Origin of the sequence: Rhodococcus koreensis, from assembly GCF_900105905.1 — a bacterium.
GTDB lineage: Bacteria > Actinomycetota > Actinomycetes > Mycobacteriales > Mycobacteriaceae > Rhodococcus_F > Rhodococcus_F koreensis.
This window is the reverse complement of record NZ_FNSV01000005.1, coordinates 3,363,626-3,378,742: the sequence shown is the minus strand read 5'-3', so window position 1 is coordinate 3,378,742 and position 15,117 is coordinate 3,363,626. Positions and strand designations below refer to the sequence as shown.

At 70.3% G+C, this 15,117-nt stretch carries 15 protein-coding genes; 5 read left to right on the top strand and 10 right to left on the bottom strand.

Going from position 1 to position 15,117, the window contains the following annotated elements:
• Nucleotides 1-7 precede the first annotated feature (7 nt).
• From BLV94_RS19880 to BLV94_RS19855, 6 genes are all read right to left on the bottom strand, one after another.
• On the bottom strand, nt 8-862 hold the full coding sequence (locus tag BLV94_RS19880) for an FAD binding domain-containing protein (RefSeq protein WP_072944814.1): 855 nt from the start codon (nt 860-862) through the stop codon (nt 8-10).
• Nucleotides 859-3,234, bottom strand: a complete 2,376-nt coding sequence (locus tag BLV94_RS19875) for a xanthine dehydrogenase family protein molybdopterin-binding subunit (RefSeq protein WP_072944812.1) — start codon at nt 3,232-3,234, stop codon at nt 859-861. The genes BLV94_RS19880 and BLV94_RS19875 overlap by 4 nt, the downstream gene beginning before the upstream one ends.
• On the bottom strand, nt 3,231-3,755 hold the full coding sequence (locus BLV94_RS19870; protein ID WP_072944810.1) for a (2Fe-2S)-binding protein: 525 nt from the start codon (nt 3,753-3,755) through the stop codon (nt 3,231-3,233). The genes BLV94_RS19875 and BLV94_RS19870 overlap by 4 nt, the downstream gene beginning before the upstream one ends.
• Nucleotides 3,756-3,851: 96 nt before the next feature.
• A complete protein-coding gene (locus BLV94_RS19865; RefSeq protein WP_072944905.1) occupies nt 3,852-4,967 on the bottom strand; it encodes a vWA domain-containing protein in 1,116 nt (371 codons plus the stop codon).
• Nucleotides 4,968-4,972: 5 nt separating this feature from the next.
• Entirely contained in the window at nt 4,973-5,866 is an 894-nt protein-coding gene (locus tag BLV94_RS19860; RefSeq protein WP_072944809.1) for an AAA family ATPase, read from the bottom strand.
• Nucleotides 5,867-5,927: 61 nt separating this feature from the next.
• Nucleotides 5,928-6,767: an SDR family NAD(P)-dependent oxidoreductase gene (locus BLV94_RS19855; RefSeq protein WP_072944807.1), complete on the bottom strand. Its 840-nt coding sequence runs from the start codon at nt 6,765-6,767 to the stop codon at nt 5,928-5,930.
• 70 nt (nt 6,768-6,837) lie between these two features.
• On the opposite strand from BLV94_RS19855, the gene BLV94_RS19850 reads away from it, so the two are divergent.
• Complete coding sequence (locus tag BLV94_RS19850; protein ID WP_072944806.1) at nt 6,838-7,644, top strand: TrmH family RNA methyltransferase; 807 nt, start codon at nt 6,838-6,840, stop codon at nt 7,642-7,644.
• Between the two features lie 2 nt (nt 7,645-7,646).
• Complete coding sequence (locus BLV94_RS19845; protein ID WP_072944902.1) at nt 7,647-7,937, top strand: DUF2537 domain-containing protein; 291 nt, start codon at nt 7,647-7,649, stop codon at nt 7,935-7,937.
• A 12-nt stretch (nt 7,938-7,949) separates the two neighbouring features.
• On the opposite strand, the gene BLV94_RS19840 is transcribed toward BLV94_RS19845, so the two are convergent.
• Nucleotides 7,950-8,735: a DUF6928 family protein gene (locus tag BLV94_RS19840; protein WP_083395617.1), complete on the bottom strand. Its 786-nt coding sequence runs from the start codon at nt 8,733-8,735 to the stop codon at nt 7,950-7,952.
• Between the two features lie 72 nt (nt 8,736-8,807).
• Nucleotides 8,808-9,665, bottom strand: coding sequence for a septation protein SepH (sepH, locus tag BLV94_RS19835; protein WP_072944804.1), 858 nt, complete (start codon nt 9,663-9,665; stop codon nt 8,808-8,810).
• Between the two features lie 303 nt (nt 9,666-9,968).
• Between sepH and BLV94_RS19830 the strand changes: the two genes are divergently transcribed.
• Nucleotides 9,969-10,454, top strand: coding sequence for a nucleoside deaminase (locus BLV94_RS19830; RefSeq protein WP_015888807.1), 486 nt, complete (start codon nt 9,969-9,971; stop codon nt 10,452-10,454).
• A 64-nt stretch (nt 10,455-10,518) separates the two neighbouring features.
• On the opposite strand, the gene serC is transcribed toward BLV94_RS19830, so the two are convergent.
• On the bottom strand, nt 10,519-11,640 hold the full coding sequence (serC, locus tag BLV94_RS19825; RefSeq protein ID WP_072944802.1) for a phosphoserine transaminase: 1,122 nt from the start codon (nt 11,638-11,640) through the stop codon (nt 10,519-10,521).
• A gap of 41 nt (nt 11,641-11,681) precedes the next feature.
• Entirely contained in the window at nt 11,682-12,812 is a 1,131-nt protein-coding gene (locus BLV94_RS19820; protein WP_005244097.1) for a citrate synthase 2, read from the bottom strand.
• 270 nt (nt 12,813-13,082) lie between these two features.
• Between BLV94_RS19820 and pdxH the strand changes: the two genes are divergently transcribed.
• Nucleotides 13,083-13,754 (top strand): pyridoxamine 5'-phosphate oxidase, encoded by a 672-nt coding sequence (gene pdxH / locus BLV94_RS19815; protein ID WP_083395616.1) that lies wholly within the window; start codon nt 13,083-13,085, stop codon nt 13,752-13,754.
• Between the two features lie 42 nt (nt 13,755-13,796).
• Entirely contained in the window at nt 13,797-15,083 is a 1,287-nt protein-coding gene (locus tag BLV94_RS19810; RefSeq protein ID WP_072944798.1) for an MFS transporter, read from the top strand.
• The last annotated feature ends 34 nt before the right edge of the window (nt 15,084-15,117 follow it).

Here is a 15,117-nt window from a genome sequence, read left to right as displayed (position 1 = left end):
GGGCCGTTCAGACGCCGACCGCCGTCGCCACGGCCCGCCGGGTCAGCACTCTCGCGAGGTGGGTGCGGTACTCGGCGTCGGCGTTGCCGTCGGTGACGGGGTCGGTGCCCTCGGCGGCGTGCTCGGCCGCCGCCCGGATCGACTCCGGGTCCGCGGCCTTGCCGACGAGCGCGTCCTCGACGCCGCGAGCGCGCACCGGAACCGACCCCATGTTGGTCAGCGCCACCCGCGCCTGCCGGATCGTGCCGCCGTCCACCTGGATCGTCGCGGCCACCCCCACGATCGACCAGGCCTCCGCCACCGTGTTGAACTTCTCGTACCGCGCCTCCCAGCCGGTGTGCTTCGGGATCCGCACGTCCACGAGGATCTCGTCCGGTCGCAACGTGGTGGTGTAGTAACCCTCGAAGAAATCGGCGACCGGAATGGTCCGTCTGCCCGCGGGGCCCACCACGGTGAGGGTGGCGTCGAGGGCCAGCGCGGGTCCGCACAGGTCACCCGCCGGATCGGCATGCGCGAGAGCGCCGCCCAGCGTGCCGCGGTGCCGGATCTGCGGATCGGCGACGGTGCGGCTCGCCTCGACGAGCAGCAACGCGTGCTCCTGGACGAGCGGGTTGCGGATCACGTCGTAGTACGTGGTCATCGCGCCGATCACGACGCTGTCCCCGTCCTCGCGCACGCCGCGCAACTCGCCGATCCGTCCCAGGTCGACGAGGGTGCTCGGCGAGGACAACCGCAGCCGCAGGACCGGCAGCAGACTCTGCCCGCCGGCGAGGATCTTGGCGTCCTCGCCGGCCTCGGCGAGCGCGGCCACCGCCTGGTCGACGGAGGTCGGGGCGACGTAATCGAAGCTCGACGGAATCATCGGGCACCTCCCTGGGCGGTGTGGACGGCACGCCAGACCCGCATCGGCGTCAAGGGCATCTCGATGTCACGCACCCCGAACTGCCGGACCGCGTCGAGGGCGGCGTTGACGACGGCCGGGGTGGACGCGATCGTCCCCGCCTCGCCGACCCCCTTGACGCCCAGCGGGTTACCGGTGGCGGGGGTCTCGGTGCGGCCCGTGGTGAACGACGGCAGATCCGCTGCCGACGGAACCGAGTACTCGGCGAACGAACCCGACAGCAGGGTGCCGGACTCGTCGTACACCGCCTCCTCGTACAGGGCTTGCGCGATGCCCTGCGCGAGCCCGCCGTGCACCTGCCCCTCCACGATCAGCGGGTTGACCACGTGCCCGATGTCGTCGACGCACACGTAGGAGCGGATGCCGACCTTCCCGGTCTCGGTGTCGACCTCCACCGCGCACAGGTGCGTGCCGTGCGGGAACGAGAAGTTCTCCGGGTCGTACGCCGCCTCGGAGTCCAGGTTCGGCTCTACACCGTCGGGTAGATCGTGCGCGGCGAACACCGCGAGCGCGACGTCGGCGATGCCGACCGCCTTCTCGGTGCCCTTCACCCGGAACCGGCCCTCGGTGAACTCGAGATCGTCCTCGGCGCATTCCATCAGGTGCGCCGCGATGGGTCTGGCCTTGGCGATCACCTTCTCGGCGGCTTTCACCACCGCGATCGCACCGACCGCCAGCGACCGGGATCCGTACGTGTCCATCCCACGCGGCGACGTCTGGGTGTCGCCGTGCAGCACCTCGACGTCCTCGAACGGAACCCCGAGCTGATCCGCGACCACCTGGCTCCACGCGGTCTCGTGGCCCTGGCCGTGGGCGGAGGAACCGGTGACCACCTCGACCTTGCCGGTGGGCAGCATCCGGATCGCCGCGTGTTCCCACCCGCCGGCCCCGTAGGCCAGCGCGCCGAGCGTGCGCGACGGCGCCAGACCGCACATCTCGGTGAACGTGGACACCCCGATGCCCAGTTGCACCGGGTCCTTCCGCTCGCGGCGCTCCGCCTGTTCGCGGCGCAGCCCGTCGTAGTCGAACAACTCCCGTGCCTGCGCGGTGGCGGCCTCGTAGTTGCCGGAGTCGTACGTCAGGCCCGCGACGGTGTCGAACGGGAACTCCTCGTGGGTGATCCAGTTCTTCGCCCGCAATTCCAGTGGGTCGAGCGACAACTCGGTCGCGAGTTCGTCCATCATCCGTTCGATCGCGAACGTCGCCTCCGGTCGCCCCGCCCCGCGGTACGCGTCGGTGGGCACCTTGTTCGTGAACACGTTGGTGCACGTGAAGTGATACGCCGGGAACTTGTAGATGCCGTTGAACATGAACGCGCCCAGGATCGGCACCCCCGACGTCACCAGTCGCAGGTACGCGCCCATGTCGGCGAGCAGTTCCACCTTCATGCCGGTGACGGTGCCGTCGCGGCGGGCGGCCAGCGTCAGCTTCTGGATCTGGTCGCGACCGTGATGGGCCGCGAGCATCGATTCGCTGCGGGACTCGGTGTACTTGACCGGCTTGCCGAGTCGCCGCGCGACGAGCAGCGCGATGACTTCCTCGGGCGTCACCTGCAGTTTGCCGCCGAAACCGCCGCCGACGTCCGGTGCGACGACGCGCAGTTTGTGCTCCGGGATGTCGAGCGTCATCGCGAGCATGAGCCGCAGGATGTGGGGGATCTGCGTGGCCGACCACATGGTGATCTGCGCGCCGGTCGGGTCGACCACCACCGAGCGGGGCTCCATGAACGCCGGGATGAGCCGCTGCTGCCGGAACGTGCGTTCGACGAGTACCTCGGCGTCGCGGATGGCCTGCTCCACGTCGCCGCCGGTGCCGGCCTCCGCGGAATCGAACGTCCAGGTGGCGCTGACGTTCGTCCCGAGATCGGGGTGCACGAGTTCGGCGCCGTCGGCGGCCGCGGACGCGAGGTCCAGCACGACCGGCAGGTCGTCGTACTCGACGTCGATCGCCTCGCGTGCGTCGTGAGCCTCGTAGGCGCTGCGCGCCACCACGACCGCGACGGCCTCGCCTGCGAAGTTCACCCGGTCGACCGCCACAGACGGGGCGGGCGGCGACTTCATGTCCGGGGTGATCGGCCAGGCGCACGGCAGGCTGCCCTGCTCGTCGGCGAGGTCGGCGCCGGTGAAGACCGCGACGATGCCGGGCATCTCGCGGGCGGCGGAGGCGTCCACACCGGTGATGCGGGCGTGCGCGAACGGGCTGCGCAGGATCGCCAGGTGCTGCATGCCGGGCAGCACCAGGTTGTCGGTCCATCGAGTGCGACCCGTGATCAGGTGTTCGTCTTCCTTGCGTGTGCGGGCCTTGCCGATTTCCGGTTCGGCGGTGGCGGTCATCGCACACCTCCCTGCGCGGTGTCGGTCTTCGCGTCCTTCGGTGTCTCGGCGGTGCTGCCGCCGCGCAACCGCTGCGCCGCGTCCTGGACCGCGCTGACGATGTTCTGGTATCCGGTGCAGCGGCACAGGTTGCCTTCCAACCCCAGCCGCACCGTCCGCTCGTCCGGGTCGGGTTCCTCGGCGAGCAGGTCGAGGGTCTGCATGATCATGCCGGGTGTGCAGTAGCCGCACTGCAGGGCGTGGTTGTCGCGGAACGCCTGCTGTACGGGGTGCAATTTCCCGTTGCGGGACAGGCCCTCGATGGTGAGGATGTCGCCGCCGTCGGCCTGCACGGCGAGCACCGAGCAGGACTTGACGCTGTGACCGTTCAGATGAACGGTGCACGCCCCGCAGTTCCCGGTGTCGCAGCCGATGACGGTGCCGACCTTGCCGAGCCGGTCCCGAAGATAATGGACGAGGAGTAGTCGTGGTTCCACGTCGTCCGTGTATGCCGTTCCGTCGACGGTGACGGTGATGCGCATCGCGCCTCCAAAGCCGAGAGCCTCAGGTGATACGTCCTACTCTGCGCCGACCGGGCCCGAACAACACCCGGAATCGGGGAACCGCTTCCGGATCGGTCACGTCCGGCGCGCCACCTCGAGCAGTTCCTGCAGCGTCGCGAGACTGTGGCCGGCGAGGAGCCGGTCGATATACGGCAGCGCGGCGACGATCCCGGACTGCACCGGTTCGTAGCCGTCCGCGCCGGCGTGCGGATTCACCCACAGCACGGCGTGGGCAAGCCGGCGCAGCTGAGCCATCTGCTCCGCGAGCAGGGTCGGGTCGCCGCGCTCCCAGCCGTCGGAGAAGATCACCACGACGGCGCCGCGGGCCACGCCGCGGCGCCCCCAGCGGTCCAGGAATGCGCGCAGCGTCTCGCCGAGGCGGGTGCCGCCCGCCCAGTCGGGCACGGCCCGGCTCGCGGCGGCCAGTGCCACTTCCGGGTCGCGGACCCGCAGTGCGCGGGACAGCCGGGTCATCCGGGTGCCCAGCGAGAACACCTCGGTGCCCGCCGGATTGCTCCGCGCGACGACGTGACCGAACCGCAGGAGCGCGTCGGCGTACGGGCTCATCGATCCGGACACGTCGATCAGCAGCACCATCCGGCGCGGCCGGGTGGCCTTGCGGTGGTGGCTCGGCCGCACCGCTTCTCCGCCCGCCGCGAGCATGCCCCGCACCGTCCGCCGCGGATCGACGGCGCCCCGGCGGGCGGGGCGCATCCGGATGGCCGGGCGGGTCGGGGGCCGCGGGCGCAGGGTGGCGATCAACTCGGCGAGGTGCGCGCGCTCGGCCGCGGTGAGCTCGGCGATGTCCCGGTGGCGCAACACCTCGGCGTCGTCGGCCGCGACCCGCAGCCGCGGCGCGTCCCCACCGGTGTCGCCGCCGTCCGTCGAAGTCAAGGCGGCGGACCTGGCGCGGCGCGGCTGCTCCCCGGACCGCGGCGTGTGCAACGGGACGGTACCGCCGAACCAGCCCTCGAACGCCGAGTCGTACCGCGGGATGTCGTCGGGACCGCGGCACAGGGTCGCGCGCCCCGCCCAGTACACCTGACTCGGATCGCTTACATCCACCTGGCGGAGGGCCCGGATGAACGCGGCGACGGCGTCCGACGCGACCGGCAGTCCCGCCGCCGCGAGGGCGTGCGAGAACCCGGCGAACCCCACCAGCGGGTCGCCGGCGTCCGGGGTCGCGGGCACGGTGCTCACCCCGCCAGGAGCCGGTCCAGTCCCGCCCGGGCCACGCGTTCGAGGTCCTCGCGGTACTTGAGGACGGCGCCGAGCGTCGCGGCTGCGGTTTCCGCGTCCAGCACGTCCCGATCGAGTTCCTGCAGTGCGCGCGCCCAGTCCAGCGACTCGGCCACCCCCGGCGGCTTGAGCAGTTCCATCTCACGCAGGGAGTGGACGGCGTGCGCGACCTGGCCTGCGAGTTCGGCCCCGATGCCGGGGATGCGGCGGCGCAGGATCTCGACCTCCCGCGCCAGATCCGGGTGTTCGAGCCAGTGGTACAGGCAGCGGCGTTTGAGGGCGTCGTGCACCTCGCGGGTGCGGTTGGACGTGAGCACAACGAGCGGCGGTGTCGCTGCCCGCACCTCGCCGAGTTCGGGGATGGTGACGGCGTTCTCGTCGAGGACCTGCAGCAGGAACGCCTCGAACTCGTCGTCGGCGCGGTCGATCTCGTCGACGAGCAACACACACGGGGCTTCGGTGAGGGCCCGCAGCAGGGGGCGCGCCAGCAGGAACCGCTCGGTGTACAGGGAGCGTTCGACGGCGTCGGCCTCGAGGGATCCGTCGCTCGCCGCCTCCAGCGTCCGCAGGTGCAGCAGCTGCCGCGGGAAGTCCCAGTCGTAGAGCGCCTGCGCGGCGTCGATTCCCTCGTGGCACTGCAGCCGGATCAGCGGCAGGCCGAACGCCTCCGACAGCGCGGCCGCGAGCGACGTCTTGCCGGTGCCGGGTTCGCCCTCGCAGAACAGAGGCCGTCCCATACGTATCGCGAGGAACGCGGCCATCGCGACGCCGTCGTCGGCGAGGTACCCGGTGGCGCCCAGCGCCCGCGCCAGTTCCGCGGGCGAACCGACCGTCGGCGTGGAATCACTCACGTCCGCGAGCCTAGATCAGTGCCCACGCCCCGGTACCCGACTCGGGCAACGGTGCACGCCGTCAACCATCCGGCTCCACTCGGCCGCGGTCCTCGCTCAACCGCCGGAACATCGCGGTGGCGCCGAATCTCGCGGCCACCCGCTCGGCGAGTCCCGGCGCGATCTGCGCCAGGGCGAGCAGGGGGCGGATCGGTGCTCCGCTCTCGACGACCTCGGGCAGGTCCCGCCGAATCGCCCGGATCACGGTGGCGGCGACCTTGTCGGTGCTGGTCTCGCCGGCCATCCGGCCGGCCCTGATTCCACGTTCGGTCATCCGCTGGTACATGCCGTCGCCCGCGATGAACCCGGGGCACACGACGGAGAAGCCGACCGGTGCGCCCGCATATTCCGCGCGCAGCGACTGGGTGAGACCGATCAGGCCGGCCTTCGTCGCGGCGTACGGCGCGCAGTACGCCGGACCGATCTTCGCTGCCAGCGACGACACGAACACCACGTGACCGCGACCGCGGTCGAGCATCCCGGGAAGCGCCCGGCGAGTGAGAAGCAGTGGTGCGGTGAGGTTTACGTCGACCATGGCGGTGAGCTCGGCGGGGTCGAGCCGGGTGAACGCCGAGACGTTCTCCACTCCGGCGTTGTTCACCAGGACGTCGAGGGGGCCGACCGCCGCCTCGGCGCGCTCGATCAGCGCATCGAGCAGGTCCAGTCGATTCAGGTCTCCGGGCACGGCCTCGGCGCGCACACCGAGCGCACGCAGTTCCACCACGAGTTCCGCGAGTCGGTCCTCACGCCGGCCGGACACGGCGACGGCGACACCCTCGCGCGCCAGGGCCCGGGCGACGACGCGACCGAGACCGCCGGAGGCGCCGGTCACCAGAGCCGTGCGTCCGTGCAGGTGCTTCATTCCTTCGAGCTTTCGCGCCCCGCGGAGGGGAGTCAACGCTGTGACGCCGCGCATACGGCAATATGGACCGGTGGTTCACGTCATCGACATAACAGATCCGGCCGATACCAGGCTGGACGACTTCCGCGATCTCAACTCCTCGGACCGGCGGCCCGATCTCCCCGAGGGTAAGGGCCTGGTGATCGCGGAGGGTGTGCTGGTGGCGCAGCGACTGCTGGCGTCCCGGTTCGACCCGATCGCGCTGCTCGGCGTCGATCGGCGGCTGGAGGAACTGGCCGACGACCTCGACGGCGTGGACGTGCCGTTCTATCGGACGACGGCGGACGTCATGGCCGAGGTCGTCGGGTTCCACCTCAACCGGGGTGTGCTCGCGGCGGCGCGTCGCCCGGCACCCCTCGAACTGGCGGATGTGCTCGAGCACTCCCAGACGGTCGCGGTGCTCGAGGGTGTGAACGATCACGAGAACCTGGGCTCGATGTTCCGCAACGCCGCGGGGCTCGGCGTCGACGCCGTGGTGTTCGGCAAGGGGTGTGCCGACCCGCTGTACCGCCGGGCGGTCCGGGTGTCGATGGGGCACGTCCTCCGGGTTCCGTTCGCGCACGTGACGAAGTGGCCGCACGATCTGGAAGCGTTGCGGGAGCGGGGGTTCCAGCTGATCTCGCTGACCCCGAACCCTGAGGCGGTGACGCTGGCGGAGGCGATGACAGGGGAGAAGGTGGCGCTGCTGCTGGGCGCGGAAGGGCCGGGCCTCACCGAACACGCCATGCGCGCCACCGACATTCGTGCCCGCATCCCGATGGCACCCGGAACGGACTCACTCAATGTCGCGACGGCGGCGGCTATGGCGTTCTACGAGCGCGTCCGCACGGGCCGGTGAGAATCCTGGACCCTCATTCCCCGTATCCGCCGCCGACGGGAACACCGTGGTTCACCGGACTTCTCGTGGCAGCGTTCGCCGCGGCGGTGGTGGCCGTCGCGATCATGGCGTTCGGCTCGCAGCTCGCCCGGATCAATCCCGCGCTCGCAGCGTTCCTCGAACTCGTCGTGGTGGCCGGGGTCGCGCCGTCGGTGTGGCGACTGCGCCGGACACCGGTGTGGCGGTGGCTGGTGTACGGCGCCGCGGCCGGAGTTCTCGCGGGCTGGTCGGCGCTGCTCGTCGGCGCCGCCTGACTCCCGCGGGCGTCAGAAGCCGAAGTAGCGGCGGAGCAGTCCGCCCTTGCGGGCGGCCGGCGGCGGAGCGGGCGTGGTAACGGGTTCGGGGGCGGGGTGTTCCACCTCGGCGGGTTGTTTTACCTCGGCGGGAGGCTCGACCGCCGGACCTTCGCCGGGCGGGTGGACGGTGAAACCGAGTACGGTGATCTTTTTCGGGTCGATCTCGGTGCCCTGGGGGGCGCCCGTGTACCGGAAGTTCAGCCATTCCCGGTTGGCACCCTCGGCGAACTGCTGCGGGTGGAACGGCAGCGACTGTGGGTCGGGCAGCACGCCCGGCGGATGTTCGAGCGGGAAGTCGCCCGCCCAGAACGGTCTCTCCCACACCAGGGGGATGCCGAGGTCCTCGTGAATGTGGACCGGCGTGGCGCTGAACGCGCGGGTGAGGTGCCCGTCCTCCCACATCGCGAACGAGCCCCACGCGATGTCGGGCTTGGATGCGATGTAGTACGTCTTCGCGGATTCGGTGGGCCGGACGCGTGTTCCGGGCAGGGTCGACGGCCGGGGAACGGCCAGATCGGGCCCGCACACGACGGTGATGCCGGGGTAGGAACCGATGTGCACGGTCCCCGCGGCGTCGAGTCGCGCGGCCTCGGCCAGCGGAACCGGGCCGGTGGGGGTGGCCGCCAGGTCGGGATAGAGGCGGGCGGCGAGTCGCCGCGCCGCAGCGAGGTCAGGCTCGGGGTGATGTCTCAGAACAGCCGCAGGGTCGGGGACGTCGACGTACCAGATCGTTGATACCTTGGCCCCCACGGTCATCCCCCTCTTCCGAAGTCTTCCTGAAAGAGTACGACCCCGACCGGGTTCCCGGCCTGCTTACCGCGCCGACGGTCAGCGTCCGCTGCTGCGGACACCGAGCAGGACGTCGTCCCAAGAGGGGAGTGCGGGTTTGCCGCGCTTGTCCTTGTTGTTCGTCTGGTGCGGGGCGATCTTGGGTGCGGCCGGCTCCTCGGGCGAAGCGGGCTCGTCCTCGGGCTCCTCGGTGACGTCGGCCTCGATGATCTCCTCGGGCTCGATCGTCGGCACCTCCACCTCGGTGGGGAACTCGGCGAGTTCGAGCTGTTCCGGTTCGTCGGACGCCACCGGCGCCAATCCGCGCAGCGGACGGCCGAAGTCGGGGTCGATCAGGTCGAAGGCGGTGTCGTCGAGGGCGACGATGGTGCCACCGTGCGCGTCCGGTTGATACCGCCAGTGCGCCGCGTTGGTGGTCCGCCCGGCCTGCCACTGCAGCTGGGCGACCCAGTGATTGTCCTCGTCGCGCCACGCGTCCCACGCGGCGTCGTCGATGTTGTGTCCCCGCGCGCGGAACGCCTGCGTGACGATCTCGGCGAGAGTGGGAACGGCGGGGCCGTTGTCGCGCACCGGGTGTCCGCCCTGCGCCATCTCGGCCGCACGGGAACGTTCGAGCAGAACGGGATACGCGAAGCGCTCCACCTTCGCCAGGGGGATACCGGCCTCGTCGGCAACCTGTTCGACGGAGGCGCCGGCACGGATGCGGGCCTGGATTTCGCGGGGCCTGAGCTGACTGTCCATTTCGATCTCAATCTGGCCGAGTCGAGCGATGTCCCCGCGGGATGCAGCGCGGAGTTTGTCATCGGCGGGAAGCCGGAATTTTTCGCCGGTACTGGCATCTGCGCACACGACGTGCGAACCATCGGGCTCGAGACCGATCACTCGAAGCTCTCGCACGTTGACCTCCTTATCGCGCCGGCTCGCGACTCTGCGCCCCGGCAACTGTAATTCATTCGTGACAGCCCGCGCGGCAGGACACGCGCGGGTAAATCCCGTTCCGGCGTCGGGTGCGCGCTACGCTTCCTCGTTTCCCGATCGATCCGTCCTGCGGGGTGCGCGCTGACTCGTGCGGGTGACCTGGACGGGGGCGATCACGCTGGAGAACTCCGTCGGGATCGGCCTCCAGGACCTCGCCGCGGCGCGCATACTGATCGACACAGCCCGGCAACGGGGCGTCGGAACAGAAGTGGATCTGAGTCGATGAGCCAGAGCGATGTCGACGACGTGGACCTTGCCCACCTGCGGCGGGCCATCGAACTCGCCGACGAGACGGGGGACGCGGGCAACAGGCCGTTCGGTGCGGTCGCGGTCGGCGCCGACGGTCACGTGATCAGTGAGGGCGCCAACTCCGTGGCGACGTCCGCCGACGTCACCGAGCACGCGGAACTCGACGCGATCACCACCGCCTGCGGTGAAGGCCGAACGGGCGACCTGGTCGGCGCCACCATGTACGCGAGTGGTGAGCCGTGCCCGATGTGCAGTGCGGCGATGGTGTGGGCCGGGATCACGCGGGTGGTCTACGCGGCCTCGTCCGCGGACTTCTCCCGGATTCTCCCCGACGGACCGCGGTTCACGCTGGGCTGCGCCGACGTGCTCGATGCGGCGAGCGTCGAGATCCAGGTGAGCGGGCCGCATCTCGGCGACGAGGCGCTCGCGCCGTTCCACCGCTTCCTCGACACGGACTGACCCCGAGACGCCGTCAGCCCCCGGCACTTCGGTGCCGGGGGCTGACGGGTACAGGTGCCGGGTCTCAGCCGAGCTGCGAGACGACCCAGTCGATGCTCTTCGTGAGCTGCGAGACGTCCTCGGGATCGATCGCCGGGAACATGCCGACACGCAGCTGGTTGCGGCCCAGCTTGCGGTACGGCTCGGTGTCGACGACGCCGTTGGCCCGCAGGATCTTCGCCACCTGGGCGGCGTCGATCTTGTCGTCGAAGTCGATGGTGCCGACGACCTGCGAGCGGTGCGCGGGATCGGTGACGAACGGTGTGGCGTAGTCGCTGGCCTCGGCCCACTGGTACAGGCGCGAGGACGAATCGGCGGTACGCGACGTGGCCCAGTCGAGGCCGCCGTTGCCGTTCAGCCAGTCGATCTGGTTGGCGAGCAGCAGCAGCGTCGCGACCGCGGGCGTGTTGTACGTCTGGTCCTTGGAGCTGTTGTCCACGGCGATGGGCAGCGACAGGAAGTCGGGGGTCCAGCGACCCGAATCCTTGATCTCCGCGACCCGCTCGAGCGCCTTCGGGCTCATCAGCGCGATCCACAGGCCGCCGTCGGCGGCGAAGCACTTCTGCGGCGCGAAGTAGTACACGTCGGCGTCGGCGACGTTCACCGGCAGACCACCGGCGCCGGAGGTGGCGTCGATGGCGATGAGCGCGTTCTCCGAGCCCGCGGGACGCGAGACGGGGATCGCGACACCCGTGGACGTCTCGTTGTGCGCCCAGCCGATGAGGTCGACGGACGGATCGGAGACCGGTTCGGGCGCGCTGCCCGGGTCGGCGGAGACGACGATCGGGTCACCGATGAACGGGTTGTTCTTCGCGACCGACGCGAACTTGGAGCTGAACTCGCCGTTCGTGAGGTGCAGCGACTTCTCCCGGATCAGGCCGAATGCGGCCGCATCCCAGAACGCGGTGGTGCCACCGTTGCCGAGCACCACCTCGTAACCCTCGGGCAGGGAGAACAGATCGGCGAGGCCGGACCGCACGCTGGCGACGACGTCCTTCACGGGCTTCTGGCGGTGGCTGGTGCCGAACACCGAGGCGCCCACCTCGACCAGCGACTGCAGCTGTTCGGGGCGAACCTTGGAGGGTCCGCAGCCGAACCGTCCGTCGGCGGGCAGGAGGTCTGCGGGGATGATCGGTGTGGAGGTCATCGCTACTTTCTGTTCCTTACTGATTCAGGCGGGGAAGACGGTCAGCTGGTGTGGGCGATCTGGTCCCAGCCCTCGACGGACTCGGGGGTGCGGGGTGCGGGCCCGGTGTAGATGGCGGCGGGGCGGACGAGCTTGCCGAGGCGTTTCTGCTCGAGGATGTGGGCGCACCAGCCGGCGGTGCGGCCGCAGGTGAACATCGCGGGCATCATGTGCGCCGGGACCTCGGCGAAGTCGAGGATGACCGCGGCCCAGAATTCGACGTTCGTCTCGATGGCCCGGTCGGGGCGGCGTTCGCGCAGTTCCGCGAGGGCGGCCTGCTCGAGGGCGGCGGCCGCCTCGTAGCGGGGTGCGTTCAGGCGCTTGGCGGTGGCGCGGAGCACCCGGGCGCGGGGGTCTTCGGCGCGGTAGACGCGGTGCCCGAAGCCCATCAGCTTTTCCTTGCGGTCGAGGATGCCCTTGACCAGGGCGCGGGCGTCGCCGGACTTCTCGGTGTCCTCGATCATCGGCAGGACGCGGGCGGGGGCGCCGCCGTGCAGCGGGCCGGACATGGCGCCGATGGCCCCGGACAGGGAGGCGGCGACGTCGGCGCCGGTGGAGGCGATGACGCGGGCGGTGAACGTGGAGGCGTTCATGCCGTGTTCGGCGGCGGAGACCCAGTAGGCGTCGATGGCGGCGACGTGGGCGGGGTCGGGGTCGCCCTTCCAGCGGACCATGAACCGTTCGGTGACGGTTTTCGCCTCGTCGATCCGTCTCTGCGGGACGGCGGGCTGGTAGATGCCGCGGGCGGACTGGGCGACGTAGGACAGGGCCATGACGGAGGCGCGGGCGAGTTGTTCGCGGGCGGTGTCGTCGTCGATGTCGAGGAGGGGCTGGTATCCCCAGATGGGGGCGAGCATCGCGAGGCCGGCCTGGACGTCGACGCGGACGTCGCCGGTGTGCACGGGCAGGGGGAAGGGTTCGGCCGGGGGCAGTCCGGGGCCGAAGCGGCCGTCGACGAGCAGGGCCCACACGTTGCCGAAGGTGACGTGCTTGGAGACGAGTTCCTCGATGTCGACGCCGCGGTAGCGCAGGGCGCCGCCGTCCTTGTCGGGTTCGGCGATGTCGCTGGTGAACGCGACCACGCCTTCCAGTCCGCTGACGAAATCGTCCGGTATTGCCGCGCTAGCTGACATAGCTCGTGGACTCTCCTCGTTCGAGTGCCCCCGGTCAGAGCGGCACTGTCTCGGCGTTCGACAATTGCGCTGGGCGTGCATGCGGGATGGGCAGGCACCCTCGTCCGCGCAATCGACTTGCCGTCCCCGGGCATCGCACGATCGCGGCTGCAATCCGAGGGGACGGGTTCGGTCCCCAAAACTTTAGCCGGTGTCACCGGAGAGTTGATCAGTGCATACCCGGGAGTAGCGTTCTCGGCTGTGTCTCCAGATGCAGAACACCCGAAACCGGTGAACAAGGACCTCGCGGCCATGCGCGTCGGTTACGCACACCAGGGCGCCGACGGAGCGTATATCGACTCCGATCTGGACGCCGACCAGCTGAGCGACGGCTGGCTTCCCCTGATGCGCGGGTGGCTCGAGGACGCTGTGGAGTCCGGGGTCCCCGAACCCAACGCGATGACCCTCGGAACCGTCGACGAGCACGGACACCCGTGCACCCGCACCGTCCTCTGCAAGGGACTGAGTGCCGACGGTGTGCTGTTCTTCACCAACTACGACTCGGACAAGGGCCGCCAGTTGGAGTCGGTGCCGTACGCGTCGGTGACGTTCACCTGGGTGCCCGTCGCCCGGCAGATCACCGTCCGCGGCCCGGTCGAGCGCGTGAGTGCCGAGGTCACGGACGAGTACTGGCACAGCAGGCCCCGCGGATCCCGGCTGGGGGCGTGGGCGTCCGAGCAGTCGCGACCGATCGGTTCACGGGCCGAACTGGACGCCGCGCTGCTGCACGCGGCGGAGCGTTTCCCCGTCGACGTCGACATCCCGGTGCGGCCGGACTGGGGCGGAATCCTGATCCGCCCCGCTGTCGTGGAGTTCTGGCAGGGCCGCGCCAACCGGATGCACAACCGCATCCGGACGTCGCTGGTCGACGGCTCGTGGACGGTGGAGCGGCTGCAGCCGTGACGACCGGGGAATAGTGAGCATGGGAAACGAGCTAAGGGAAGAATGACCGACACCGTCACCGAGAAGAGGAAGCGGCGGCTGCTCGCCGACACGGCGCCGCTGCAGAACCGGGACTACCGGCGCCTGTGGGCGGCCGGGATCGTGACGGTGATCGGCGGACAGCTCAGCGTCGTCGCCGTGCCGCAGCAGGTGTACGAGATCACCCGTAGCTCGGCGTACGTGGGACTGACCGGTGTCTTCGCGCTGGTACCGCTGGTCGTGTTCGGACTGTGGGGCGGCGCGCTCGCCGACGTCATGGACCGGCGGAAACTGCTGACGATCACCACCGTCGGACTCGGTGTCACGGCGGTGCTTTTCTGGGTGCAGGCGGCGCTCGGCCTGAACAACGTGTGGCTGGTGCTCGGACTGCTGGGTCTGCAGCAGGCATTCTTCGCGGTCAACCAGCCGACCCGCAGCGCGATCATCCCGCGGCTCATCCCGGTGGAACAGCTGCCCGCGGCCAACTCGCTCAACATGACGGTCATGCAGTTCGGCGCCATCGCCGGACCGTTGCTCGCCGGGGTCATGATTCCGGTGGTCGGGCTGTCGACGCTGTATCTCGTCGATTCGATCGCCCTCCTGGCCACCCTGTGGGCGGTACTCCGGCTGCCGGCCATCCCGCCGACGGGGGAGTCCCGGCGCGCCGGGCTGCGCGAGGTGTTCGACGGGTTCGCTTACCTCGCCACCCAGAAGGTGCTGCTCGCGTCGTTCGTCGTCGACATCATCGCGATGGTGTTCGGTATGCCGCGGGCGTTGTTCCCGCAGATCGCGCACGACACGTTCGGCGACCCGGCCTCCGGCGGTGTGGCGCTCGGCCTGCTGTTCGCGGCGATGTCCGTCGGCGCGGTGGCCGGCGGCGTGTTCTCCGGCTGGCTGCCGAGGGTCCGGCGTCAGGGCCGCGCCGTGATCGTGTGCATCGCGCTGTGGGGTCTGGCGATGGTGGGCTTCGGCGTCGTCGTGGGACTCGCCTCACCCGGCGGCAGTCCCGCCCTGTTGTGGATCGCTCTGGCGTTCCTCGCGTTCGGCGGCGCCGTCGACATGGTCTCCGCGGCGTTCCGCAGCACCATGCTCCAGCAGGTCGCCACGGACGAGATGCGCGGACGACTCCAGGGCGTCTTCATCGTCGTCGTCGCCGGGGGTCCGCGGATCGGCGACGTCCTGCACGGCGCAGCGGCCGCGGCGGTCGGAACGAGCGTCGCCGCGGCCGGTGGCGGCGTCCTCGTCGTCATCGGCGTGGTGATCGCCGCGCTCGCGTTCCCGGCGCTGATGCGGTACAAGGTCACGCGCTAGGTTCCCGTGCGCCATCACATATCTCGTGCAGATC